This is a genomic window from Streptomyces sp. BR123 (genome assembly GCF_013401435.1).
Classification (GTDB): Bacteria; Actinomycetota; Actinomycetes; order Streptomycetales; family Streptomycetaceae; genus Streptomyces.
Genome location: NZ_JACBGN010000105.1, coordinates 1 through 22,975, shown reverse-complemented (window position 1 = coordinate 22,975; position 22,975 = coordinate 1). Strand labels below are relative to the sequence as shown.

The following is a 22,975-nucleotide window of genomic DNA, read 5'->3' as shown; positions in this document are numbered from 1 at the left end:
CCCCGCGCCCCACGCCCCCACTGCGCTTGAACCTGTTCAAAAAGAGGTCTACAGTCAGTCCTGCCAACGAGTTGAACACGTTCAAGGGGGGCGAGGGCATTGGACCTCACCGTCGTCGCGTACGTCATCTACCTGATCATCAGCATCGGCCTCACCGTCTGGGTCGCCCGGACGCTCAGCCGCAACGGCCGGATCTTCATCGCCGACGTCCTGCACGGGAACGAGAAGCTCGCGGATGCCGTGAACCACCTCCTCGTGGTCGGCTTCTACCTCGTCAACATCGGCTTCGTGACCCTCTACCTGCGGTCGGCCGACACCATCGACACCGCCCGCGCCCTCTTCGAGGCGCTCTCGGTCAAGCTCGGCGTCGTCCTGCTCGTCCTCGGTGTCATGCACCTCGGCAACGTGTGGGTGCTGAACAAGATGCGCCGCCGCGGGATCATGGAGCGCCAGCAGACGCCGCCGGTCGCCCCGCAGGGCTGGACCGCTCCGGCTGCCGGGATCTGACCGATGGCACCGGCCGCGCACACCGCCGCCACCCGGCACCTGACCGTCCTGTACGACGCGGACTGCCCGCTGTGCGTCCACATCCGGCACTGGCTGCTCGGGCAGCGGTGGCTGGTCCCCCTCCGGCTCGTGCCGGCCGGGTCCCAGGAGGCGCAGCGGCGGTTCCCCCGGTTCGACCACGCCTCGACGCTCCGCGAAATCACCGTGATCGGGGACTCGGGCCAGGTGTGGACCGGAACCGACGCCTTCATCGTCTGCCTGTGGGCGCTGGCCGAGCACCGGCCGAAGGCGAACTGGCTCGCCACCCCGGCGGGCCGGCCCTTCGCCCGGGCCGCCATGTACACCGCCTCCGCCTGGCGACAGGCGGTCCGGACCGAACCCGGCGCGGAGACCGGTGCCGGGGCCGGGGCCGGGCCGTCGGCGGAGCCGCCTGCCTGTGACGAGCACTGCCCCGCACCCCGATAGGCTCGGACACCGTGACTGATCAGAAGGCTCCCAAGAGCGAGCAGACCCGCACGCTCATCCTCGAAACCGCGCTCCGCCTCTTCCAGGAGCGCGGCTTCGACAAGACGACCATGCGGGCCGTCGCCAAGGAGGCCGGAGTCTCGGTCGGCAACGCCTACTACTACTTCGAGTCGAAGGAACACCTGGTCCAGGGGTTCTACGACCGCATCGGCGCGGCCCACCAGGCGGCGGTCCGGCCCATCCTGGACAACGAGACCGACCTCCAGAAGCGGCTCGCGGGCGTGCTCATCAGCTGGCTCGACATCGCGGCGCCCTACCACGAGTTCGCCTCGCAGTTCTTCAAGAACGCCGCGGACCCCGAAAGCCCGCTCAGCCCCTTCTCCCCCGAGTCCGAGCCGGCCCGCAAGGCCGCGATCGACATGCACCGCGAGGTCCTCGCCGGCGCGAAGACCAAGGTCCCGGAGGAACTGGCCGACGTACTGCCCGAGCTGATGTGGCTCTCGCACATGGGGCTCGTCCTGTACTGGGTCTTCGACCGGTCCCCCGACAGCGCCAAGACCCGGCGGCTCGCCGAGCGCGGCGCGCAGCTCACGACGCGCGGCATCGTCCTGGCCCGCTTCCGGGTCCTGCGGCCGCTGGTGCGGGAACTGCACGAGCTGTTCGCGGACTTCCTGCCGGGCATGGCGCAGACGGCCGTGTCGAAGAGGAAGCGCGCCTCGGACCCCGACCCGGGCCCCGAGCCGAAGCCCTGAGCGCTCCGCGGGACGTCCGGTCGCGACACCGGGGGCCGGTGGGGGCCGGCCGCGCGGTCCCCAGCCCCGCTCCCGCCGGGCGGACCGTGATGGCGGTCTTGGCTCGGGCCTGACCCGCCGCCAGGCGGCGTACCGCCTCCGGTACGTCGGCCAGCGCGTACCCGGCGCCCACGACCGGGGTCACCCGGCCCGCCTCCACGAGCGCGCTCAGCGCTTCGAGGTCGGCCCGCCGGGTCTTCGCCACGAACAGCGCCGGCCGGCGTCCACGACGCGGTGATCGCCACCCTGCGGCGGGCGGCTTCCCGTTCCCGCTGGCGGCGCACGCGTTCTCGCTGCTGGACAGCTACGTCTACGGGTTCCCCTGACGGAGGCCGCCCTGCCGTTCGAACCGCAGGAGGTGGGCGAGGCCGTCGGCGACTTCCTCGCGCACTTCCCGGCCGAGGAGTACCCGCACCTGGTCGAGTTCGCCCGGGAGCACGTCATGCGGCCCGGGTACGACCACGCGGCCGAGTTCGACTACGGGCTGGACCTGGTCCTGGACGGCCTCGAACGGCGCCTGGCGGGCTGAGCGGGCCGCCCGCGCCGTCCCGCCGCCCCTTCGCTTCAGGCCTGGTACGAGGCGAGTTCGACGACGGTGATGTCCGACGGCGCCCCGACCCGGACCGGCGGGCCCCAGGCGCCCGCACCGCGGGAAACGTACAGCTGGGTGTCCCCGTAGCGTTCGAGGCCGGCGACGGTCGGGTTGGCCAGGTCCGCGAGGTACTCGCCCGGCCACATCTGGCCGCCGTGCGTGTGGCCGGACAACTGGAGGTCGACGCCGTGGCGGACGGCGTCGTGGATGACCACCGGCTGGTGGGCGAGGAGCACCGCGGCGCGGGACCGGTCGCGGTCCCCGAGGGCCGCCCGGAAGTCCGGTCCGCTGCCCTCCCGCTCGCCCTGTACGTCGTTGACCCCGGCGAGGTCGAAGTGCGGCAGGGCGCGGCGGGCGTTCTCCAGCGGGTTCAGGCCGAGTTCGCGGACGTGGTCGATCCACTGCTGCGCCCCGGAGAAGTACTCGTGGTTCCCGGTGACAAAGTACGTGCCGTGCCGCGCCCGGAGCCCGGCCAGCGGCTCGGCGGCGGGGCCGAGGTCGGCCACGTCCCCGTCGACGAGGTCGCCGACGATGGCGATCAGGTCGGGCTGGGTGCGGTTGACGGTCTCGACGATGCGGGCGGCGTGCGCGCGCCCCAGGACGGGGCCGACGTGGACGTCGCTGACGACGGCGATCCGGAAGCCGTGGGCAGCGCGGGGCAGTTTGGCGAGGGGGACCTGCACCCGCTTCACGCGCGGCCCGCGCATCACCCCGTACGTCCCGTACCCGACGGTCCCCGCGGCGGCCGCGACCGCGACACCGGCGACGGCGCGGGCGACGAACAGCCGTCGGCCGATCCCGGCACCCTCCGGCTCCTCCGGCTCGTCCGACACCTCCGAAGTCTCCGCGGCTTTCCGTTCCTCCGGCTCCCGCTCGCGCTCCGCCTCGGGCACCGGCCCGGACGCGGCCTGCGCCGCGGCTCCCACGGGCGCGCAGGCCTGCGGCTGCGGGGCGCGCGCCGGTTCGGGCTCCGACCGCGCCTGCGGCCCGCGCGCCGGGCGGCGGCGCAGCAGGAGGGCCCGTACCGGCTCCGCGACCAGCATGGCCATGCTCAGGTACAGCAGGACGGCCAGCCACAGGTAGCCCGGCCAGGCCACCGCCTGTTCGAGCCGGAAGGGGGCCCCGGCGCGGCCCGCGGTCAGGGCGGCCAGCGACAGCAGCGGCAGCACGACGGCGAGGACGGTGCCCACCCGGCGGGCGGGGCCCCCGGGACGGGTGGTGTCGCGGACCAGGCGGACCCACAGCCAGCGGTGGACCAGCGCCAACAGGCCGAGGACGAGCAGCGCGACGACGGCGAAGAGGACGACGGTCACTGCCCCGGCCCCCGCCGCGCCTCGCGCCGCAGCGCCAGCACCCCGCGCAGCCCGATCACACCAACGGCCGTCCCCAGGAGAAAGGACGCCACTGCCAGGAGAAGGTGTACCCAGAAATACCCGGTCGGCTCGCCCGCCGCGTCGAACGCCAGACCGCTGCTGTCCTTCCAGAGGTTCCGGACGAAAGACACCCAGATGAACCAGCTCCACACGCCGAACGCGAGCAGGAACCAGGAAGCGGAGCGGCTGAGTTTCATGCCCCCAGTATCGGTTCGGTCCCCAGGACGGACGCGCCGGGGTGGGCTGTCCCGGCGGTGGTGGGGCCGACTTGGCCGGTCCCGGGCAGTGGCGTGCCGATGTACATGTACGTTCACCTGCGTGTCTGCCAAGAACACCGCGCTGGCGGTCCTTTCCGCCGCACTGCTGGTCCCCGCCCTCCTCACGGTGCCCGCGCACGCCGCGCCCGCTCCCCCGGACGACGGAAAGGGGCAGCCGCAACAGGCCCCGGGCGCGCCCGCGCCGCCCGTGTCGATGTCGACCGTCGGCGGGGCCCTGCTCGGCAAGCCGGGGGTGCAGGTCAATCCGCTGCCCGGGGCGCCCGCCCTGCCGACCAACCTCACGGGGCGGTCGTGGATCGTGGCCGACGCCGAGACCGGCGAGGTCCTGGCGGCGAACAACGCGCACTGGCGGCTGCCCCCGGCCTCGACGATGAAGATGCTCTTCGCCGACACGCTGCTGCCCCGGTTCCCCAAGGACCGGATCCACAAGGTCACCGAGCGGGAGCTGTCCGGTGTCGGGTCCGGCTCCAGCCTGGTAGGGGTCAAGGAGGAGCTGGACTACTCCGTGCACGACCTGTGGCTCGGGGTGTTCCTGCGGTCCGGGAACGACGCCGTGCACGTGCTGTCCGCCATGAACGGCGGTATCGATAAGACCGTGCGGGACATGCAGGCGCACGCCGAGGAACTCCAGGCCCTCGACACCCACGTCGTCTCCCCCGACGGGTACGACGCCCCCGGGCAGGTGTCGAGCGCGTACGACCTCACCCTGATCGCCCGCTCCGGCCTGCAGAAGGCGGACTTCCGCGAGTACTGCAGCACGGCCAGCGCCAGGTTCCCCGGCGAGCAGGAGGCGGGCAAGCCGCGCGACTTCTTCGAGATCCAGAACACCAACCGGCTGATGACCGGCGCCGGCGGCCTCGCCCCCTACAAGGGCATCGCGGGCGTGAAGAACGGCAACACCACGATGGCCGGGGCCACCTTCACCGGCCTCGCCCAGCGCGGCGACAAGAAGCTGCTGGTCACGGTGATGAACACGGCCGGCGGGGCCAATTCCGTCTACGAGGAGACCGCGGGGCTCCTCGACTGGGGCTTCGCGGCGGCCGGGAAGGTCAAGCCGGTCGGGGAGCTGGTGCCGCCCAAGAGCGCCGACACCTCCCCGCACGGCTCCCCCGCCCAGTCGCACGAGCGGGACCCGTCGGCGGACGGCGCCGGGTCCGGCGGCGGGCTCGGCACCGCGCTCGGGGTCGCGGCCGGTGCGCTGGCCCTCGTCACGGCCGGGGCGTACGGCGTCAACCGCCGCTGGCCGCCGGGGCCGCGCGGGCGCCGCGAGGAGGGGGCCGAAACGGACGCGCCCTGAGCCGGTCCGTCAGGGTCGTTTTCCGGCCGACTCCGCGCCCTCGGCCGTGCCTGCGTCCGGGCCTTCCTCGCCCTGCTCCTCGGGGCGGGGACGGGTCGCCGTCCAGGCCGCGCAGAACAACAGCAGCTTCGCCGTGAAGTTGATCCAGAGCAGCAGGGCGATCGGTACGCCGAAGGCCCCGTACATGCTCTTCGTGGCGACGCCGCGCATATAGCCGCCGATCAGCAGTTTCAGCAGTTCGAAGCCGACCGCCCCGAGGAGCGCGGCCTGGACGAGGCTGCGGCGCGGCGGCTCCACCCCGGGCAGCAGGGTCAGCAGGTACAGCAGCAGCAGGAAGGCGGCGACGACGCCGACCAGGAAGGCCGCGGTGCGCAGGACCACGCCGCCCGCGCCCTGCTGGGGGATGCCCAGCCAGCCGCCGAACCGGCCGACCGCGCTGGCGCCGATGATCGAGGCGGCGGCCGAGGCGAGGCCGACGGCGCCCAGGCCGAGCAGGACGAGGGTGTCCTTGCCCTTGCGGACGAAGACGTTCCCCTCCTCCTCGTCGTCCTTGTCCCACACGGCCCGAAGGCACTCCCGCATGCTGCCGATCCAGCCGATGCCGGTGAGCAGCAGCACGGCGCCGGCGACGAGCCCGATGGTGGCCGCGTTGTCGACGAGGCCGGCGATGTCGAGCTGGTCGGAGATGCCGGGGACCTGTTCGGTGAGGGTTTTCTGGAGCCGGTCCAGCTGCTCCGGGCTGAGCAGGGCGGCGCCGACGGCGACGGCCACGGTGAGCAGCGGGAAGAGCGCGATGAAGCTGATGAACGTGATCGCGGCGGCGAGCCTGGTCCAGTGGGTGCGGTCCAGGCGTTCGTACGAGCGCCAGGCGTGGGTCCGCATCAGGCGGGTGGCGGCGGGCCCGACCACCGGCAGGTTCTTCAGCCAGTCCATGGGCTCACCGTAAAGGAGGCGACGGAAATCGCCGGGATTGAGGTTTTCGGGGACTACGGTCGTCGATTGTGACTTTCCGCCACGCTCTTCGCCCGTTCCACCAGCTGGTCCTGCGCGCGATCGGATTCCGGGCCCGCCGGGTCCTGCGGCCGCTGCGGCAGGAGCCGCGTCAGGGCTGCTGTACGGAGGGGTCCGCGGTCTCATCGGCCGGGGCGCCGGCCTGCGCCGGGACGGTGCCCGCCGCGCCGCTGCCGAAAGGGTATTCGCGCAGCTTGCGCCACACCCCGTCCGAGCCCTGCTCGTAGAGGGCGAAGCCGGTGCACATCCAGTCGGCCGCGTAGTCCGCGAGCTCGGCGAAGGCCAGGTCCATCGCCTCGTCGGAGATCCCGTGGGCGACGGTGACGTGCGGGTGGTACGGGAACGCGAGTTCCCGGTCGAGCGGCCCGGCGGGGTCGCGGACCAGGCCCTGCAGCCGGGTGCAGCCCGCGCCGCCCTCGGTGACCTTCACGAAGACGACCGGGGAGAGCGGGCGGAACGTGCCCGTGCCCTCCAGCCGCATCGCGAACGGCCCGAAGGCGGCCGCGACCTCGGCGAGGTGGGCCCGGATCCCCGGCAGCCGGTCCCTTTCCACCTCGGTGGGCGGGACCAGGGTGACGTGCGTGGGGATGCCGTGCGCGGCGGCGTCCCCGAAGCCGGCGCGCAGCTCCTGGAGCTGGGTGCCGTGCGGCTCCGGGACCGCGATCGAAACGCCGAGCGTTACGGTCCCCACGTATCTCTCCTTGGTCATCTGTGTGCCGGATGTGTGCGTGCCGTGCCGACCCAGTGTGCGGCCGAGAGCCCCCGGAATACCAGGGGCCTTTCGTCCGCCGCTGCTCCGCCGGACTCGCGGCAGGGGCCGGATCAGTGCTTTGCGGGCAGGAAGCCGAGGCGGTCGTACGCCTGTGCCAGGGTCTCGGCGGCGACCGCGCGGGCCTTCTCCGCGCCCTTGGCCAGGATCGCGTCCAACGTCTCGGGGTCGTCCAGGAATTCCTGCGTCCGCTGCTTGAACGGTGTGACGAAATCGACCATCACCGCAGCGAGGTCGGTCTTCAGCGCGCCGTAGCCCTTGCCCTCGTACCGGGCCTCCAGGGCCGGGACGGTCTCGCCCGTGAGGGTGGAGTAGATCGTGAGCAGGTTGCTGATGCCGGGCTTCTTCTCGGTGTCGAAGCGGATCTCGGCCTCGGTGTCGGTGACCGCGCTCTTGATCTTCTTCTCGGTGGCCTTGGGCTCGTCGAGGAGGTTGATCAGGCCCTTGGGGGACGACGCGGACTTCGACATCTTGATCGTCGGGTCCTGGAGGTCGTAGATCTTCGCGACCTCCTTGACGATGTGCGCGGCGGGCAGGGTGAACGTCTGCCCGAAGCGCTGGTTGAAGCGCTCGGCGAGGTCGCGGGTCAGCTCGATGTGCTGGCGCTGGTCCTCGCCGACCGGGACGGCGTTCGCCTGGTAGAGGAGGATGTCCGCGACCTGGAGGATCGGGTACGTGAACAGGCCGACGCTGGCGGCGTTGACACCGCCCTTGGCGGACTTGTCCTTGAACTGGGTCATCCGGCTGGCCTCGCCGAAGCCGGTGATGCAGTTCATGACCCAGGCGAGCTGCGCGTGCTCGGGGACGTGGCTCTGGACGAAGAGGGTGCAGCGCTCCGGGTCGAGGCCGGCGGCGAGCAGCTGCGCGGCGGAGAGCCGGGTGTTCGCGCGGAGGTCCTTCGGGTCCTGCGGCATGGTGATCGCGTGCAGGTCGACGACCATGTAGAACGCGTCGTGCGTCTCCTGGAGGGCGACGTACTGGCGGATCGCTCCGAGGTAGTTCCCGAGGTGGAACGAACCGGAGGTGGGCTGGATGCCGGAGAGCGCGCGAGGACGATCAGAAGCCATGGCTTCATTCTCTCAGGTGTGCGGGCCGACTCGGGCCGTTTGCCGGCCGGAAGCCGCTCCGGTCCGCGCGGGGGTGCGACACGGGTCACACCCCCCGCGACCCCGCCCGGCCCGGCTCCGTCCACATACCGGGCAGTAGCGCACCGGCCGGTTCCCGCCCCGGCCCAGCGACCGCTTCCTGCCCCGCCGACGATCGAGGCCCGCCAGGACCGGCCCCGCCGGCGTTCCGGGCGCTGCGGACCGGCTTCCGGGGCCATGGCCCCGGAAGCCGGTCCGCAGGGTCAGGACAGCGGGAGCCCCGGGGCCGGGTGCGCAGCCATGAGGTCGGCGACCTCGGCCCGGACCGCGGCCAGGGCCGGCTCGTCACCCCGGGCCGCCGCATCCACGGCCCGCGCGATCCAGTCGGCGACCACCGGCATGTGCGCCGCGGTCAGCCCCCGCGACGTCAGCGAGGGCGTGCCGATCCGGATCCCGGACGGGTCGAACGGCTTGCGCGGGTCGAACGGCACCGTGTTGTAGTTCACGACGATGCCCGCCCGGTCCAGCGCCTTCGCCGCGGTCTTGCCGGGGACCCCCTTGCGGGTCAGGTCGATCAGGATCAGGTGGTTGTCCGTGCCGCCCGACACCAGGTCGAAGCCGCGCTCCAGCAGCGCCTCGGCCAGCGCCTTCGCGTTGGCCACGACCGCGTGCGCGTACGCCGTGAACGACGGCTGCGCCGCCTCGTGCAGGGCCACCGCGATGCCCGCCGTCGTCTGGTTGTGCGGGCCGCCCTGGAGGCCGGGGAAGACGGCCTTGTCGATGGCCTTGGCGTGCTCCTCGCGGCACATCAGCATCGCGCCGCGCGGCCCGCGCAGGGTCTTGTGGGTGGTGGTGGAGATGACGTCGGCGTACCCGGCCGGGGAGGGGTGGGCGCCGCCCGCGATCAGGCCGGCGATGTGGGCGATGTCGGCGACGAGGACCGAGCCCGCCTCCTTGGCGATCGAGGCGAAGGCCTCGAAGTCGATCGTGCGGGGCAGTGCGGTGCCGCCACAGAAGATGATCTTCGGGCGTTCGGCGAGCGCGAGGTCGCGCACGGCGTCGTAGTCGATCAGCCCGGTGTCCGCGGCGACCCCGTACTGCACGCCGCGGAACCAGGTGCCCGTCGCCGAGACCCCCCAGCCGTGCGTCAGGTGGCCGCCCATCGGCAGGGCCGTGCCCATCACCGTGTCGCCGGGCTGCGCGAAGGCCAGGTACACGGCCAGGTTCGCGGGGGAGCCCGAGTACGGCTGGACGTTGGCGTGGTCCACGCCGAACAGGCCCTTCGCCCGCTCGACGGCCAGGGCCTCGATCCGGTCGATGTTCTGCTGGCCCTCGTAGTAGCGGCGGCCCGGATAGCCCTCGCTGTACTTGTTCTGCAGGACGGTGCCGGAGGCTTCGAGCACCGCGGCCGACACGTAGTTCTCGCTGGGGATCAGACGGAGCGTCTCCGCCTGGAGCTGTTCCTCCGCGGCGACGAAGGACGCCAGCTCGGGATCGGTCGCGGTCAGGGCGGCATGGCGGGGCGCGGTCACGGCGGCTCCTCCGGGGTCGATGTCGGTTCTCGTCCCCGCGAGGCCCAGGCGAGCGGCCCTGTGTGCGGTCGTGCGCGCGCGACTCCCCCGGAGTTCGTTCTCCGTGCGCCAGTTGCCGTGCGTACCGCCAACCTTAGCGGGCACGCCGCGGGAAAGGTTTCCGCGTCCGGCATACGAGCGACGTATAGCCGTATACAAGGTGGCACCACCCTGTCACCCCAACCGGCCCGCCGACGACGATCGGAGACCCCGTGTCGACCACTGCTGATGCCATCGCCACCGCCGAGGCGCACAGCGCGCACAACTACCACCCGCTGCCCGTCGTCGTGGCGACCGCGGAGGGCGCGTGGATGACCGATGTCGAGGGCCGCCGCTACCTCGACATGCTCGCGGGCTACTCGGCGCTCAACTTCGGCCACGGCAACCGCCGTCTGATCGACGCGGCGCGGGCCCAGCTGGAGCGGGTCACGCTGACCTCGCGGGCCTTCCACCACGACCGGTTCGCCGACTTCTGCACCGCGCTCACCGAGCTGTGCGGCAAGGAGATGGTGCTGCCGATGAACACGGGCGCGGAGGCCGTGGAGACGGCGGTGAAGACCGCCCGCAAGTGGGGGTACGAGGTCAAGGGCGTGCCGGACGGCCACGCCAAGATCGTGGTGGCGGCCGACAACTTCCACGGCCGGACGACGACCATCGTGAGCTTCTCCACCGACCACGAGGCCCGCGACCACTTCGGGCCGTACACCCCGGGGTTCGAGATCGTCCCGTACGGGGACCTCACCGCCCTCGCCCACGCCGTCACCTCGAACACGGTGGCCGTGCTCCTGGAGCCGATCCAGGGCGAGGCGGGGGTGCTGGTGCCGCCGCCCGGCTACCTGCAGGGCGTACGGGAGCTCACGCGCGAGCGGAACGTCCTGTTCATGGCGGACGAGATCCAGTCGGGGCTGGGCCGCACGGGCCGGACCTTCGCCTGCGAGCACGAGGACGTCGTGCCGGACGTCTACATCCTCGGCAAGGCGCTGGGCGGCGGCGTGGTGCCGGTCTCGGCCGTCGTCGCCGACCGGGACGTGCTCGGCGTCTTCAAGCCCGGCGAGCACGGCTCCACCTTCGGCGGGAACCCGCTGGCCTGCGCGGTCGCCCTGGAGGTCGTCGCGATGCTGCGGACGGGCGAGTACCAGCAGCGGGCCGCCGAACTCGGCGACCACCTGCACCGGGAGCTGAACCTGCTGGTCGGCGGGGGCGCGGTGACCGCCGTACGCGGCCGCGGGCTGTGGGCCGGCGTGGACATCGAGCCCGGCCACGGAACGGGCCGGGAGGTCTCGGAGCGGCTGATGGAGCGGGGCGTCCTGGTCAAGGACACCCACGGCGCCACGATCCGCATCGCCCCGCCGCTGGTGATCAGCAAGGAGGACCTGGACTGGGGTCTGGACCAACTGCGGTCCGTACTCGCCGGCTGACGGCGGGCCTTGCGGGCGCGGCCGCCGCGGGCGGGCTCTGCGGGCCCCGACCAGGGCCCGCCCGCAGCCCGTTTCGGCGCGCCGCGCCCCGCGGTGGACACCCGGGGTAATCCGCCGGACGATGGAAGGGCCTCGTCACACGTGCCCGTGCCCGCCCGCCGAGGCGGGGGCACCGGATGCGGGGCCAGGACCGGCCACCGTTCGGGCCCGGCGGCCCGGCGGCCCGGATTCCCGGACAGCCCGGCACGCGCCGCCCCCCGTACCGCTGTGTGGCGTCCACCCGTTGCGCCCTTGGCGTTCCGCTCCGCGGACCTCGCTCGGCCGTGCCAGCACGACGACGAAAGGACGAACGATGAACCGACGGATTCGGCTGGCCGCACTGGCGCCCCTGGTCGTGTCGTCGCTGGCGCTCGGGCCGGCGGCGCTCCTCACGGGTTCCGCCGAGGCGGCGGCGCCCTCCCTCGTCTGCAGCGTGAAGAAGAGCGCCACCGCCGGCAAGTACGACGTCAGCGTCACAGGCGCCACGCCCGGGGTGTCGGTGACCGTCACGGGCGGCACCCCCCAGAACCAGTTCGCCTCCACCGCCCTGGCCGACGACAACGGCGATATGACCACCAGCGGCTTCATCCCCGTCGGCCGGGTGAAGGCGGGGGAGGAAGGCGGAACGATGGTCAACTGCGGCACGGTCAAACAGGCCGAACAGCAGGACGCACAGGCGCAGTACTCGGCGGGCTTCCAGAAGGGCATGGCCGAAACCAGGGCCGGCTGCGCGAAGAAGCCCCTGGCGCAGGGCTTCGCCCAGGTCGACCCGAACTTCGAGAAGGGCTACAACGCCGGCGCCCAGGCCGCCCTGAACAGCAAGGCCTGCCAGGGCCAGTAGCCGCCGGGCCTACAGGATGACGTGGGGCAGGAAGCGGGCGTACTCGTCCGTGACCGGCCCCGCCGACTCGCGGATGCCGAGGCCCGCGGCCTCCTCCTCGACGACCCACGCGCCGAGCACGACCCGGTTGCCGTCGAAGTCGGGCAGCGGGGCCAGCCCCTGGTAGACGTACCGCTCGCCCTCGGCTGGGGTGAACGGGTCGCCGCCGGGGGTGTGCAGGCTGACGCCGGCGCCCTCGCGGCCCAGCAGCGGCTTCGCGGCGAACCCGGTGGTCTCCGCCAACTCGCGGGGGCCGTCGAGGTAGGCGGGCAGCAGGTTGGGGTGCTCCGGGAAGAGCTCCCACAGGATCGCCAGCAGCGCCTTGTTGGACAGCAGCATCTTCCACAGCGGCTCGATCCAGCAGGTGGTGCCGGAGCCGCCGCCCTGGTCGTAGGTGTCCAGGACGTACGGGCCGAACTCGTCGGTGGCCAGCCACTCCCACGGGTAGAGCTTGAAGCAGCCGCGGATGAACCGCAGGTGCTGGTCGACGAACCGGCCCGAGAGGGTGTCCCAGCCGATCTGCTCGACGGACAGCGCCTCGGTGGCCAGGCCCGCCTGTTCGGCGGTCTCCTGCAGGTAGGCCACCGTCATCAGGTCCTCGCCGAGCTCGTCGGCCTCCGAGTGCGCGAAGTGGACCGGACCGGGCGGCAGCAGCTCCGCCTGCCGGCGCCAGGCGTCGACGAGCCGCTCGTGCAGGGAGTTCCACTGGTCGGCGCCGGGGAAGCGCTCCTCCATCCAGAACCACTGCGGACTGGCCGCCTCCACCAGGGAGGTGGGGGTGTCGGCGTTGTACTCCAGCATCTTGGCGGGGCTGCCGGAGCCGTCGTAGCGCAGGTCGAAGCGGCCGTACAGGGAGGGCTGCTCGGCGCGGCGCCGCCAGGACTCGGCGATGAGCGCGGCGAGCCGGGCGTCGGTGATGCCGAGGTCGGCGAAGCGGTCCTGCTCGACGATGTGCGCGGCCGCGGCCAGGCACATGGCGTGCAGCTCCTCGACGACGTTCTCCAGTGCCTCGACCTCGGGCAGCGAGAAGGAGTAGTACGCGCTCTCGTCCCAGTACGGGCGCAGGGAGTCGTCGGGGTAGCGGGTGAGGGGGTAGATGAGCCCCTGCTCCTCGACGGTCTTCTGCCAGTCCGGCCGCGGCTCGATGGTGTGGCGCTCCACCGGGCTCAGCCCCCGCTGGAGCTGGAGCCGCCGCCGATGCCGCCGGTCTTGACGGCCGACTTGTTGAAGCTCCCGCCGTGCACCTTGTTGTTGGTGACCGAGCCGCCGTAGTAGTACGACCCGCGGCCGCCGCTCCGGCACTCCTTGGTGTTGAGCTTCTCCAGGGTCACGCGGTCGGCGCAGCGCTTGTCGGGCTCGCTGCTGCTGCCGCAGGCGACGAGGGCTGCGGCGAGCAGGCCCATGCCGCCGAGGGCGACGCCGCCGGAACGCATGCGTCGGGTGGTGCTGCTACTGCTGCTGTCCATGGGCGACAGACTAGAACGGGGCATCGAAGGGATGGAATCCGGCCGTCGAAACCGTCACCGAGACTGCATGATCTAGAGTCGATTCGTGCTGATCGGTATGGTTTGCGCGCTCGGGGCGGCGGTCTGCTTCGGCACGGCATCGGTCCTGCAGGCCGTCGGCACGCGGGCGGTCGAGCCCGGGTCCGGGTCCGGAGTGGACACCGCCCTGCTGCTGCGCGCCGTGCGCCAGTGGCGGTATCTGGCCGGTCTGGGACTGGACGCCGCCGGGTTCGTGCTCCAGATCGTCGCGCTGCGGCACATCCCGATCTACGCGGTGGGCGCCGCCCTGGCCGCGAGCCTCGCGGTGACGGCCGTGGTGGCGGCGCGGATGCTGCGGATGCGGCTGAGCGCGGCCGAATGGTCCGCGGTCGGGGTCGTGTGCGCGGGACTCGCGATGCTGGGACTGTCGGCGGGCCCGGAGGGGACCGGGCAGGAGTCGTTCGCCCTGGGGCTGGGCCTGCTGCTGACCGCGGGCGGGGTGCTGGCCGTCGGCGCGCTGTGCGGCGGCCTGCCGGACCGGCCTCGGGCACTGGTGCTGGGGCTCGCGGCCGGGACCGGGTTCGGGGTGGTGGAGGTCGCCGTCCGCCTCATCGACGGTTTCTCCCTCTCCGAACTGCGCAACCCCGCCCTGTACGCGCTGCTGCTCGGCGGAGGTGCGGCCTTCCTGCTGCTGACCTCGGCACTGCAGCGCGGCTCGGTCACGGCGGCCACGGCGGGCATGGTGCTCGGCGAGACGGTCGGCCCGGCAGTGGTCGGGGTCGTCTGGCTCGGGGACCGCACCCGCGAGGGCCTGGCCGGGCCGGCGGTCCTCGGCTTCGTCGTGGCCGTGGCCGGCGCCTTGGCCCTGGCCCGCTTCGGCGAACTCCCGAGCACCCCGGCCCCGGGCCGGGACCCGGCCGCGGGGACGGTCCCCTAGCGGTGCCGCCGGGCTCGGTCGGTCGGTCGGTCGATCGGTCGGTGCAGTACGGCCGGCAGGCCCCGCCGGGACGGGCCGCCGGGGAGGACCGCCGGCAGGGGCCGCAGAGAGGGCCCCACGACGGGCCGCAGAGGCGGGCCGCCGGAACGGGTCACCGCGGGCGGGCCCTCAGGACAGGGTGGCCACCAGGGCTGCCAGGGATGCGGACCAGGCGCTCGTCGGCGGGGTGCCGTAGCCGACGACCAGGGCCTCCCGCGGCGGCACCGGCGCGTCCGGGTGGGCGTAGCGCGACAGGGTCTCCAGGGCCAGGTCGTGCCAGGCAGCCGCCCGCAGCACCGCGTCCTGCGTCCCCGCCGGGAGGTCCAGCACCGCGTGCAGGCCCGCCGCGATGCCGGACACGGCGACCCGCCCCGCCACCGCCGCCAGCAGCTCGTCCCGGCGGCGCCGGTACCGCAGCCGCATGCCGCGCACGTGGCGGTCGTACGCCCCCGACCGGATGAACTCCGCCAGGGTCAGCTGGTCCAGGGCGCTCGACGCCCAGTCGAACCGCCCCTTCGCCGCGAGTACCTCCTCCAGCAACCCCGGCGGCACCACCATCCAGCCCATCCGCAGCCCCGGCGCCAGGGACTTGCTCGCCGTGCCGAGGTACACCACCCGGTCGGGGTCCAGCCCCTGCAGGGCGCCGACCTGCTGGCGGTCGTAGCGGAACTCCCCGTCGTAGTCGTCCTCCAGGATCAGCCCGCCCGTGGTGCGGGCCCAGTTGACCGCCGCCGCCCGCCGGGACGCGGTCAGCGCCACCCCCGTCGGGAACTGGTGGGCCGGCGTGAGCAGCACCGCACCCGCCTCGCCCGAGGACAGCTCAGGGGTGCACGCCCCCGCCCCGTCCACCGTCAGCGGAGCCGTCCGCAGCCCCGCCCGGGTCAGCAGGTCGCGGTGCACGTCCAGGCTGTACCCCTCCACCGCCACCTCTCGCACCCGGCGCGCCCGCAGCACCGGCGCCAGCAGCGCCAGCGCGTGCACGAAGCCGGAGCACAGCACGATCCGGTCCGGGTCCGCGTACACGCCGCGGGCCCGCGCCAGGTAGCCGGCCAGCGCCTCGCGCAGCTCGGCCCGGCCGCGCGGGTCGAGCCCGTAGCCGAAGGCCTCGTTCGGGGCGTCCGTCAGCGCCCGCCGGGCCGCCGACAGCCAGGCCGCGCGCGGGAACCCGCCCAGGTCCGGGGTGCCGGCCAGCAGGCTGTACGCGGGTCCCCGCCGCGCCGGGGGCCGGACCCGGGCGGCGGCGGTCGCGGACCGGCGGGGCCGGGCGCGCTCCGCGACCCGGGTGCCCGAGCCCTGGCGGGCCGTCAGCCAGCCCTCGGCGACGAGCTCGGCGTACGCCTCCGCGACCGTGTTGCGCGCGATGCCGAGGTCGGCGGCGAGCGACCGCGAGGACGGCAGCCGGGTCCCGGGCGCGAGCCGGCCGCTGCGTGCGGCCTCGCGCAACGCCTCGCTGAGACCGGCCCGCAGGCCACGTCCGGCGGAGAGGTCGAGATGCAGGTCGGCGCCGAAAGTGGCCCACGATTCCGTCATGAACATGGACCATATCGGCGGGCCGCCTGCTCCGTAGGGTGAGGCCATGACCACTCACGAACGCACGGACGAAGCCGGTACCGCCCACGCCCACGAGCACGCCCCCCGCATGAACCTGGCCCAGCAGGTGCCGGACATCTACCGGGCCGTCCTCAACCTGGAGATGGCCACGCGCAAGGGGATGGACCCGGTCCTGCTGGAACTGGTCAAGATCCGCGCCTCGCAGCTCAACCACTGCGCGTTCTGCCTCGACATGCACACCAAGGACGCGCTCGCCGGGGGCGAGAGCGTGCAGCGGATCGTCCAGCTCAGCGCCTGGGAGGAGTCGCGGCACTTCTACACCGAGAAGGAGATCGCCGCGATCGAACTGACCGAGGCGGTGACCGTCCTGACGGACGGTTTCGTGCCCGACGAGGTGTACGGGAAGGCCGCGAAGCACTTCGAGGAGAAGGAGCTCGCCCAGCTGATCGCCGTGATCGCGACGATCAACGTGTGGAACCGCTTCGCCGTCACCACCCGCATGGTCCCCGGCCACTACACGCCGGGCAAGCACGCCTGAGGCAACCCGCAACGGGCGGCGGACGAAGAACGGGGAACGGGGAACGGGAACGGCACAGGCCCCGGTGCACGCTGTGCGCCGGGGCCTGTGCCGTGATCAGGCCCGTGTTCAGATGAGGCCGAGCTCGCGGACCGCGTCGCGCTCCTCGGAGAGCTCCTGCACGGACGCGTCGATGCGCGCACGGGAGAACTCGTTGATGTCCAGGCCCTGGACGATCTCGTACTTGCCGTCCTTGCAGACGACCGGGAAGGAGGAGATGAGACCCTCCGGGACGCCGTAGGAACCGTCCGACGGGATGCCCATGGAGGTCCAGTCGCCCTCGGCGGTGCCGTTGACCCAGGTGTGGATGTGGTCGATGGCGGCGTTGGCGGCGGAGGCGGCCGAGGACGCGCCACGGGCCTCGATGATCGCGGCGCCGCGCTTGGCGACGGTCGGGATGAAGGTGTCGGCCAGCCACGCCTCGTCGCCCACGACCTCGGCGGCGTTCTTGCCGGCGATCTCCGCGTGGAAGATGTCCGGGTACTGGGTGGCGGAGTGGTTGCCCCAGATCGTCAGGCGCTTGATGTCGGAGACGGCGGCACCGGTCTTGGCGGCCAGCTGCGAGATCGCGCGGTTGTGGTCCAGACGGGTCATCGCGGTGAAGCGCTCCGCCGGTACGTCCGGGGCGGCCGACTGGGCGATCAGGGCGTTGGTGTTGGCCGGGTTGCCCACGACGAGGACCTTGATGTCGTCCGCGGCGTGGTCGTTGATGGCCTTGCCCTGCGGCTTGAAGATGCCGCCGTTGGCGGAGAGCAGGTCACCGCGCTCCATGCCCGCGGTGCGGGGGCGGGCGCCGACGAGCAGGGCGACGTTCGCACCCTCGAAGCCCTTGTTCGGGTCGTCGAAGATGTCGATGCCCTTCAGCAGCGGGAAGGCGCAGTCGTCGAGCTCCATGGCCGTGCCCTCGGCGGCCTTCAGGCCCTGGGGGATCTCCAGCAGGCGGAGCTTGACCGGCACGTCCGCGCCGAGCAGGTGACCGGAGGCGATGCGGAAGAGCAGCGCGTAGCCGATCTGGCCGGCGGCGCCGGTGACGGTGACATTCACAGGAGTGCGGGTCATGGCCTTCTCCGTTAGACAGCTGTGGGTGGGGCGTCCCTGCCCCATGTGCTGGCGGACGCCGCTTCCCTGTGAATCTTGACGTGAAGAGACATCCGGCGTCAGGCTATCCGACTCCCAAGGGCCCCAACCCCCCGGTCCGTGTGGTCCGTGGCACACGGACCGGGAGTTCGAAGGCGAGCGGGCGTACACGCCCCCGCAATTCGCCCGTCCGGGTCATCCGGACGGGTGGATCCGGTGGATCCGAAGGGTCCGGCGCGGTCCCCCCGGCCCCGGCGACGCCGGGGCCGGGGCCGGGGCCTCAGCGGACGGTGAAGCGGACCGCGTCCTCCAGGAACGGGATGTCCAGCCACGGCTTGGGCGCGGCTACCACCAGCGCGAGCAGCGTGATCGCCGCGCCCAGCAGCCCGTACGTGATCATGTCCGTGAACCGGGAGCGCACGGCGAGCATGCCCACGTCGGGCAGGGCGCGCCGCAGCACCGCGGCGCCGAGCAGGGCGACGCCGATGACCAGGCAGCCGACCCGCGGCTGGCCCAGCGCGGTGAGCAGCAGCCCGATCGCGGTCGCTGCGAGCACGCTGAGCATCGGCCACTGACGGGCCGCGAGCGCGTCCCCGGGTCCTGCCCGGCCCGCACCCTCGGGGCGGGCCGTGTCCTGGGTGACGGCCGGGAAGCGGCGCGACTTCGACGCCTGCGCCGCCGCCCCCTCGGCGTCGGCATCGGCCGCGGTGCCCGCGGCGGCCCCGGTGTCGGGCTCGGCGTCGTGCTCAGCCCGCACTGGTCGCCGTCCGCTCGGCCGCCTCGACGACGTTGACGAGGAGCTGGGCGCGGGTCATAGGGCCGACGCCGCCCGGGTTCGGGGAGATCCACGCGGCGACCTCGGCGACACCGGGGTGCACATCGCCGACGATCTTGCCGTTCTCGTCGCGGCTGACGCCCACGTCGAGGACGGCGGCGCCGGGCTTGACGTCCTCGGGCTTGACCAGGTGCGGAACGCCGGCCGCCGCGACGACGATGTCGGCGTGGCGCAGGATCCCGGACAGGTCGCGCGTACCGGTGTGGCACAGGGTCACGGTGGCGTTCTCGGACTTGCGGGTCAGCAGCAGGCCGATCGAGCGGCCGACCGTGATGCCGCGGCCGACGACCACGACGTGGGCGCCGTTGATCTCCACGCCGTGGTGGCGCAGCAGCTCGACGATGCCGTACGGGGTGCAGGGCAGCGGCCCCGGCTCGTTCAGGACCAGCCGGCCCAGCGACATCGGGTGCAGGCCGTCGGCGTCCTTCTCCGGGTCCATCAGCTCCAGCACCCGGTTGGTGTCGATGCCCTTGGGCAGCGGGAGTTGGACGATGTAGCCGGTGCAGGCCGGGTCCTCGTTCAGCTCGCGGACGACCGCCTCGATCTCCTCCTGGGTGGCCGTGGCGGGCAGTTCGCGCCGGATGGACTCGATGCCGACCTCGGCGCAGTCCTTGTGCTTTCCGTTGACGTACCAGCGGCTGCCCGGGTCGTCGCCGACCAGCAGGGTGCCGAGTCCGGGGGTGACGCCCCGGGCCTTGAGGGCCGCCACACGGGCGGTCAGTTCGGACTTGATCGCGGCCGCGGTGGCCTTGCCGTCGAGAATCTGGGCGGTCATGCGTCCATCCTCCCGGATGGGGCGGCCCCGGTTCCACTCAAGGGGTCCACCGAACGGTCACAGGCGTGAACCAATCGTTGCACTTGCACAACAAGTGACGGTGCGGTCGCAATAGCCGCTGGACAAGTCGGGCCCGGTCGGCCGACGATGAGCAAAAGAGTGCCGCGGGCAGTGCCGGGGGGCGGGCCGCAACAGCAGTACCACCTCCGTGCGTGCCGTGCGTCCCCGCACTTCCACGGAGGAACACCCCAAGATGAGTTTCGGTGACCCGAACAACCCGTACGGGCAGCAGCCGCAGGGCCAGCCCGGTTACGGCTACCCGCAGCAGCCCCAGCAGGGCTACCCGCAGCAGGGCGGCTACGCCTACCCGCAGCAGCCCCAGCAGGGCTACCCGGCCTACCCGGCCGGCCCCGGCGGCTACCCGGGCATGCCGATGCAGATGCCCGGCCTGCTGAAGACCGCGCGTGTGTTCCTCTACATCATCGCGGGCATCCAGCTGCTCGTCGGCGTCTTCGCCCTCCTGGGCGCCGCCTTCGTCTCCAGCAGCGACTCCCTCGGCAGCAGCTCCAGCGCCGACACGGCGGCCGGCCTGATCGCGGTCATCGCCCTGGTCTCCATCGTGTTCGCCGTGTGGGCGATCGTGCTCGCCGCGAAGTTCGCCAAGGGCGGCAACGGCGTGCGCATCACGACGATCGTCTACTCCGTGCTGTTCCTCCTGAGCAGCCTGGGCAACTTCGCCAACCTCGCCGGCAGCGAGGCCAACCCCGGCTCCGCCGTGGGCGGCGTCATCGGCCTCGGCGTCGGCGTGCTGATCCTCGTCGCCGCCGTCAACAAGGACTCGGTCGCCTGGTTCAACCGCCCGCGGTACTGAGCCGGGCGGGGATTCCCCGTACGCAGGCAAGTGGCAAGAGCGGCGAAGGCCGCGTCCCGCAGTGGTGCGGGGCGCGGCCTTCGCCGTGTGCGGCGCCGCTCAGTGGAAGAAGTGGCGGGTGCCGGTGAAGTACATGGTCACGCCCGCCGCCTTCGCGGCCTCGACGACCTGCTCGTCGCGGACCGAACCACCCGGCTGGACCACGGCCTTGACGCCCGCCGCGGTCAGGATCTCCAGCCCGTCCGGGAACGGGAAGAAGGCGTCGGACGCGGCGTACGAGCCCTGCGCGCGCTCGGCGCCGGCCCGCTCGACGGCCAGCTTGGCGGAGTCCACGCGGTTGACCTGGCCCATGCCGACGCCCACCGAGGCGCCGTCCTTGGCGAGCAGGATGGCGTTGGACTTCACGGCCCGGCAGGCCTTCCACGCGAAGGCGAGCTCGGCGAGCTCCTGCGGGTCGAGGGCCTCGCCGGTGGCCAGCGTCCAGTTCTTCGGGTCGTCGCCCTCGGCCTGGAACACGTCGCTCTGCTGGAGCACGGCGCCGCCCGAGATCGGCTTGAGGTCGCCGGGCTGGTGCGGGCTGCCGTCGACGCGCAGCACGCGGATGTTCTTCTTCTTGGCCAGGACCGCGACCGCGCCCTCCTCGTAGGCCGGGGCGGCGATGACCTCGGTGAAGATCTCCGCGACCTGCTCGGCGAGCTGGACGGTCACCGGGCGGTTGACGGCGATGACGCCGCCGAAGGCCGACAGCGGGTCGCAGGCGTGGGCCTTGCGGTGCGCCTCGGCGACGTCCGCGCCGACGGCGATGCCGCACGGGTTGGCGTGCTTGATGATCGCGACGCAGGGCTCGTCGTGATCGTAGGCGGCCCGGCGGGCGGCCTCGGTGTCCACGTAGTTGTTGAAGGACATCTCCTTGCCGTGCAGCTGCTCGGCGTTGGCGAGCCCGCCCGGCTGCCCGTCCGAGTAGAGGGCCGCGGCCTGGTGCGGGTTCTCGCCGTAGCGCAGGACGGCCTTGCGGTCCCAGGCGCCGGCCAGGAACTCGGGCAGCACGGCCTCCGGCTCCGGGGCGTACGAGCCGGTGAACCAGGAGGCGACGGCGACGTCGTACGCGGCGGTGTGCTGGAAGGCCTCGGCCGCCAGCCGCTTGCGGGCGTCGAGGTCGAAGCCGCCGGCCCGGGCGGCCGCGAGGACGTCGGCGTACCGGGCCGGGCTGGTGACGACGGCGACGGACGGGTGGTTCTTCGCGGCGGCGCGCACCATGGACGGGCCGCCGATGTCGATCTGCTCGACGCACTCGTCGGGGGTGGCGCCCGAGGCGACGGTCTCCCGGAACGGGTAGAGGTTGACGACCACCAGGTCGAACGGCTCGACGCCCAGCTCGGCGAGCTGCTCGCGGTGGCTGTCGAGGCGCAGGTCGGCGAGGATGCCGGCGTGGACGCGCGGGTGCAGGGTCTTGACGCGGCCGTCGAGGCACTCGGGGAACCCGGTCAGCTCCTCGACCTTGGTGACGGGCACGCCGGCGTCGGCGATCCGGGAGGCGGTGGAGCCGGTGGAGACGAGGGAGACACCCGCCTCGTGCAGGCCGCGGGCCAGCTCTTCCAGTCCCGTCTTGTCGTAGACGCTGACGAGGGCGCGCCGGATCGGTCGCTTCGACGAGGTGGTGCTGCTCTCTGCGGCGGTCACTGGATTGTTACCTTTCGTCCCTCAATGCGGTAGCCGTGCCGGGCCAGGCGCCCCACGACGTCGACGAGCAGCTGGCGCTCGACTTCCTTGATGCGCTCATGGAGAGCGGCTTCGTCGTCCTCGTCCCTGACCTCGACCACACCCTGGGCGATGATCGGTCCGGTGTCCACGCCTGCATCCACGAAGTGGACCGTGCAGCCGGTGACCTTCACGCCGTACGCCAGGGCGTCCCGGACGCCGTGGGCTCCGGCGAAGGAAGGGAGGAGGGCGGGATGGGTGTTGACGATGCGACCGCCGAAGCGGTCGAGGAACGCCTTGCCCAGAATCTTCATGAACCCGGCGGACACGACGAGGTCCGGCGCGTACGCGTCGGTCGCCTCGGTCAGCGCGGCGTCCCACTCGGCGCGGCTCGGGTGGTCCTTGACCGGGCACACGAAGGTGGGGATCCCGGCCTTCTCGGCCCGCTCGAGGCCGGCGATGTCGTGGCGGTCGGCCCCCACGGCGACGACTTCGGCCCCGAAGCCCTCGGCTCCGCCGGGATGGGCGTCGATGGCGTCGAGCAGGGCCTGGAGGTTGGTGCCGGAACCGGAGACCAGCACGACCAGGCGGGAGGCGGCCATGGGAGGCCCTTTCTCACGGAGATCGTCGTTCGTCTTGTGTGGTCATACAAAACTTCGTTGCCCTGTTTTACGGGGGACCCTACGAAGCCACCGACCGCACGCAACGATACCGGCACACGGGACAGCCCCCACGGGACGGGGGCACGGCCGAGGGGTAGCGTCTGGGATACAAGCCGCGAACGGCGCGGTGCGAGGGGGGCCGCGCATCCCCCCGACACACCGCGCACGACCACCCGCGACGCATTTCGACACCGCCGCCCCGGCCCCGGCCGGACGTGGCCGGCGTCCACGACACAGGGGAAGTAACGCACTCGATGCCGGACCGCCGCCAGCCCGACTCCTCCACCGACGACAACCCCTTCGCGGCTCCCCCGGAGGGCCGGCCCGACCAGCCGTGGCAGCCGCGTCGCGGCGGCGACGGCGGCCCCGGCAAGGACCCGGCCGGGCCGGGCG

At 72.7% G+C, this 22,975-nt stretch carries 24 protein-coding genes and 1 pseudogene; 10 read left to right on the top strand and 15 right to left on the bottom strand.

Features of this window, described 5'->3' with window-relative positions:
- Positions 1-99: 99 nt before the first annotated feature.
- Genes HYE82_RS18065 through HYE82_RS18055 form a run of 3 tightly spaced genes read left to right on the top strand, consistent with a single transcriptional unit; the run spans position 100 to position 1,724 of the window.
- Positions 100-507 carry a hypothetical protein gene (locus HYE82_RS18065; RefSeq protein WP_179175119.1) on the top strand — a complete coding sequence of 136 codons (408 nt, stop codon included), beginning with the start codon at positions 100-102 and terminating at the stop codon, positions 505-507.
- Between the two features lie 3 nt (positions 508-510).
- Positions 511-972, top strand: a complete 462-nt coding sequence (locus tag HYE82_RS18060) for a thiol-disulfide oxidoreductase DCC family protein (RefSeq protein WP_179175118.1) — start codon at positions 511-513, stop codon at positions 970-972.
- 11 nt (positions 973-983) lie between these two features.
- Positions 984-1,724: a TetR family transcriptional regulator gene (locus HYE82_RS18055; RefSeq protein ID WP_179175117.1), complete on the top strand. Its 741-nt coding sequence runs from the start codon at positions 984-986 to the stop codon at positions 1,722-1,724.
- Positions 1,725-1,830: 106 nt separating this feature from the next.
- On the opposite strand, the pseudogene HYE82_RS39290 reads toward HYE82_RS18055, so the two are convergent.
- A pseudogene (locus HYE82_RS39290) lies at positions 1,831-2,067 on the bottom strand (zinc-binding dehydrogenase); the annotation flags it as partial.
- Between the two features lie 54 nt (positions 2,068-2,121).
- On the opposite strand from HYE82_RS39290, the gene HYE82_RS18045 reads away from it, so the two are divergent.
- Positions 2,122-2,292 (top strand): hypothetical protein, encoded by a 171-nt coding sequence (locus HYE82_RS18045; RefSeq protein WP_179175116.1) that lies wholly within the window; start codon positions 2,122-2,124, stop codon positions 2,290-2,292.
- Positions 2,293-2,327: 35 nt separating this feature from the next.
- Here HYE82_RS18045 and HYE82_RS18040 read toward each other — a convergent pair whose 3' ends face one another.
- Both HYE82_RS18040 and HYE82_RS18035 read right to left on the bottom strand, forming a co-directional pair.
- Positions 2,328-3,668 (bottom strand): metallophosphoesterase, encoded by a 1,341-nt coding sequence (locus tag HYE82_RS18040; RefSeq protein WP_179175115.1) that lies wholly within the window; start codon positions 3,666-3,668, stop codon positions 2,328-2,330.
- A complete protein-coding gene (locus tag HYE82_RS18035) occupies positions 3,665-3,925 on the bottom strand; it encodes an SCO4848 family membrane protein (protein WP_179175114.1) in 261 nt (86 codons plus the stop codon). Before HYE82_RS18035 ends, HYE82_RS18040 begins: the two co-directional genes overlap by 4 nt.
- A gap of 121 nt (positions 3,926-4,046) precedes the next feature.
- Between HYE82_RS18035 and HYE82_RS18030 the strand changes: the two genes are divergently transcribed.
- On the top strand, positions 4,047-5,303 hold the full coding sequence (locus tag HYE82_RS18030) for a D-alanyl-D-alanine carboxypeptidase (protein ID WP_309144361.1): 1,257 nt from the start codon (positions 4,047-4,049) through the stop codon (positions 5,301-5,303).
- 9 nt (positions 5,304-5,312) lie between these two features.
- Here the strand turns inward: HYE82_RS18030 and HYE82_RS18025 are convergent, their stop codons facing one another.
- The 4 genes from HYE82_RS18025 to glyA all read right to left on the bottom strand — a co-directional run bounded on the left by HYE82_RS18025 (position 5,313) and on the right by glyA (position 9,700).
- Positions 5,313-6,236: a YihY/virulence factor BrkB family protein gene (locus HYE82_RS18025; protein WP_179175112.1), complete on the bottom strand. Its 924-nt coding sequence runs from the start codon at positions 6,234-6,236 to the stop codon at positions 5,313-5,315.
- A 169-nt stretch (positions 6,237-6,405) separates the two neighbouring features.
- The gene (locus HYE82_RS18020; RefSeq protein WP_179175111.1) at positions 6,406-7,005 is read right to left on the bottom strand and encodes a 2'-5' RNA ligase family protein; all 600 of its coding nucleotides are present in this window, start codon (positions 7,003-7,005) and stop codon (positions 6,406-6,408) included.
- A gap of 131 nt (positions 7,006-7,136) precedes the next feature.
- Positions 7,137-8,150 (bottom strand): tryptophan--tRNA ligase, encoded by a 1,014-nt coding sequence (gene trpS / locus HYE82_RS18015; RefSeq protein WP_179175110.1) that lies wholly within the window; start codon positions 8,148-8,150, stop codon positions 7,137-7,139.
- Positions 8,151-8,431: 281 nt separating this feature from the next.
- A complete protein-coding gene (gene glyA, locus HYE82_RS18010; protein WP_179175109.1) occupies positions 8,432-9,700 on the bottom strand; it encodes a serine hydroxymethyltransferase in 1,269 nt (422 codons plus the stop codon).
- A 251-nt stretch (positions 9,701-9,951) separates the two neighbouring features.
- On the opposite strand from glyA, the gene rocD reads away from it, so the two are divergent.
- On the top strand, positions 9,952-11,157 hold the full coding sequence (gene rocD / locus HYE82_RS18005; RefSeq protein ID WP_179175108.1) for an ornithine--oxo-acid transaminase: 1,206 nt from the start codon (positions 9,952-9,954) through the stop codon (positions 11,155-11,157).
- A gap of 352 nt (positions 11,158-11,509) precedes the next feature.
- The gene (locus tag HYE82_RS18000) at positions 11,510-12,037 is read left to right on the top strand and encodes a hypothetical protein (protein ID WP_179175107.1); all 528 of its coding nucleotides are present in this window, start codon (positions 11,510-11,512) and stop codon (positions 12,035-12,037) included.
- Positions 12,038-12,046: 9 nt separating this feature from the next.
- On the opposite strand, the gene HYE82_RS17995 is transcribed toward HYE82_RS18000, so the two are convergent.
- Both HYE82_RS17995 and HYE82_RS17990 read right to left on the bottom strand, forming a co-directional pair.
- Positions 12,047-13,237, bottom strand: a complete 1,191-nt coding sequence (locus tag HYE82_RS17995; RefSeq protein ID WP_179175106.1) for a glutathionylspermidine synthase family protein — start codon at positions 13,235-13,237, stop codon at positions 12,047-12,049.
- A gap of 5 nt (positions 13,238-13,242) precedes the next feature.
- The gene (locus tag HYE82_RS17990) at positions 13,243-13,542 is read right to left on the bottom strand and encodes a hypothetical protein (protein WP_179175105.1); all 300 of its coding nucleotides are present in this window, start codon (positions 13,540-13,542) and stop codon (positions 13,243-13,245) included.
- Positions 13,543-13,639: 97 nt separating this feature from the next.
- Here HYE82_RS17990 and HYE82_RS17985 point away from each other — a divergent pair, with 97 nt between their 5' ends.
- A complete protein-coding gene (locus HYE82_RS17985) occupies positions 13,640-14,497 on the top strand; it encodes a hypothetical protein (RefSeq protein ID WP_179175120.1) in 858 nt (285 codons plus the stop codon).
- Positions 14,498-14,665: 168 nt separating this feature from the next.
- Here the strand turns inward: HYE82_RS17985 and HYE82_RS17980 are convergent, their stop codons facing one another.
- The gene (locus HYE82_RS17980) at positions 14,666-16,066 is read right to left on the bottom strand and encodes a PLP-dependent aminotransferase family protein (protein ID WP_179175104.1); all 1,401 of its coding nucleotides are present in this window, start codon (positions 16,064-16,066) and stop codon (positions 14,666-14,668) included.
- A 46-nt stretch (positions 16,067-16,112) separates the two neighbouring features.
- Here HYE82_RS17980 and HYE82_RS17975 point away from each other — a divergent pair, with 46 nt between their 5' ends.
- Positions 16,113-16,625, top strand: a complete 513-nt coding sequence (locus tag HYE82_RS17975) for a carboxymuconolactone decarboxylase family protein (RefSeq protein ID WP_179175103.1) — start codon at positions 16,113-16,115, stop codon at positions 16,623-16,625.
- Positions 16,626-16,733: 108 nt separating this feature from the next.
- On the opposite strand, the gene HYE82_RS17970 is transcribed toward HYE82_RS17975, so the two are convergent.
- The 3 genes from HYE82_RS17970 to HYE82_RS17960 form a co-directional block, all read right to left on the bottom strand.
- Positions 16,734-17,723, bottom strand: coding sequence for a malate dehydrogenase (locus HYE82_RS17970; RefSeq protein ID WP_179175102.1), 990 nt, complete (start codon positions 17,721-17,723; stop codon positions 16,734-16,736).
- A gap of 298 nt (positions 17,724-18,021) precedes the next feature.
- A complete protein-coding gene (locus HYE82_RS39285; RefSeq protein ID WP_179175101.1) occupies positions 18,022-18,498 on the bottom strand; it encodes a DUF3017 domain-containing protein in 477 nt (158 codons plus the stop codon).
- Positions 18,488-19,351 carry a bifunctional methylenetetrahydrofolate dehydrogenase/methenyltetrahydrofolate cyclohydrolase gene (locus HYE82_RS17960; RefSeq protein WP_179175100.1) on the bottom strand — a complete coding sequence of 288 codons (864 nt, stop codon included), beginning with the start codon at positions 19,349-19,351 and terminating at the stop codon, positions 18,488-18,490. The genes HYE82_RS39285 and HYE82_RS17960 overlap by 11 nt, the downstream gene beginning before the upstream one ends.
- A gap of 253 nt (positions 19,352-19,604) precedes the next feature.
- On the opposite strand from HYE82_RS17960, the gene HYE82_RS17955 reads away from it, so the two are divergent.
- Positions 19,605-20,222 carry a hypothetical protein gene (locus tag HYE82_RS17955; protein WP_179175099.1) on the top strand — a complete coding sequence of 206 codons (618 nt, stop codon included), beginning with the start codon at positions 19,605-19,607 and terminating at the stop codon, positions 20,220-20,222.
- 99 nt (positions 20,223-20,321) lie between these two features.
- On the opposite strand, the gene purH is transcribed toward HYE82_RS17955, so the two are convergent.
- Together purH and purN are read right to left on the bottom strand one after the other, a co-directional pair.
- On the bottom strand, positions 20,322-21,902 hold the full coding sequence (gene purH, locus HYE82_RS17950) for a bifunctional phosphoribosylaminoimidazolecarboxamide formyltransferase/IMP cyclohydrolase (RefSeq protein WP_179175098.1): 1,581 nt from the start codon (positions 21,900-21,902) through the stop codon (positions 20,322-20,324).
- Positions 21,899-22,522: a phosphoribosylglycinamide formyltransferase gene (gene purN, locus HYE82_RS17945; RefSeq protein WP_179175097.1), complete on the bottom strand. Its 624-nt coding sequence runs from the start codon at positions 22,520-22,522 to the stop codon at positions 21,899-21,901. Before purN ends, purH begins: the two co-directional genes overlap by 4 nt.
- Positions 22,523-22,975 lie beyond the last annotated feature (453 nt).

What these genes read in the sequence shown, in the direction of transcription:
- HYE82_RS18060 (WP_179175118.1), top strand. Translation starts at nt 511, where the DNA reads ATGGCACCGGCCGCGCACACCGCCGCCACCCGGCACCTGACCGTCCTG.
- HYE82_RS18035 (WP_179175114.1), bottom strand. Translation starts at nt 3,925, where the DNA reads ATGAAACTCAGCCGCTCCGCTTCCTGGTTCCTGCTCGCGTTCGGCGTG.
- HYE82_RS18025 (WP_179175112.1), bottom strand. Translation starts at nt 6,236, where the DNA reads ATGGACTGGCTGAAGAACCTGCCGGTGGTCGGGCCCGCCGCCACCCGC.
- trpS (WP_179175110.1), bottom strand. Translation starts at nt 8,150, where the DNA reads ATGGCTTCTGATCGTCCTCGCGCGCTCTCCGGCATCCAGCCCACCTCC.
- HYE82_RS18000 (WP_179175107.1), top strand. Translation starts at nt 11,510, where the DNA reads ATGAACCGACGGATTCGGCTGGCCGCACTGGCGCCCCTGGTCGTGTCG.
- HYE82_RS17990 (WP_179175105.1), bottom strand. Translation starts at nt 13,542, where the DNA reads ATGGACAGCAGCAGTAGCAGCACCACCCGACGCATGCGTTCCGGCGGC.
- HYE82_RS17985 (WP_179175120.1), top strand. Translation starts at nt 13,640, where the DNA reads ATGGTTTGCGCGCTCGGGGCGGCGGTCTGCTTCGGCACGGCATCGGTC.
- HYE82_RS17980 (WP_179175104.1), bottom strand. Translation starts at nt 16,066, where the DNA reads ATGACGGAATCGTGGGCCACTTTCGGCGCCGACCTGCATCTCGACCTC.
- HYE82_RS17975 (WP_179175103.1), top strand. Translation starts at nt 16,113, where the DNA reads ATGACCACTCACGAACGCACGGACGAAGCCGGTACCGCCCACGCCCAC.
- HYE82_RS17970 (WP_179175102.1), bottom strand. Translation starts at nt 17,723, where the DNA reads ATGACCCGCACTCCTGTGAATGTCACCGTCACCGGCGCCGCCGGCCAG.
- HYE82_RS17960 (WP_179175100.1), bottom strand. Translation starts at nt 19,351, where the DNA reads ATGACCGCCCAGATTCTCGACGGCAAGGCCACCGCGGCCGCGATCAAG.
- HYE82_RS17955 (WP_179175099.1), top strand. Translation starts at nt 19,605, where the DNA reads ATGAGTTTCGGTGACCCGAACAACCCGTACGGGCAGCAGCCGCAGGGC.
- purN (WP_179175097.1), bottom strand. Translation starts at nt 22,522, where the DNA reads ATGGCCGCCTCCCGCCTGGTCGTGCTGGTCTCCGGTTCCGGCACCAAC.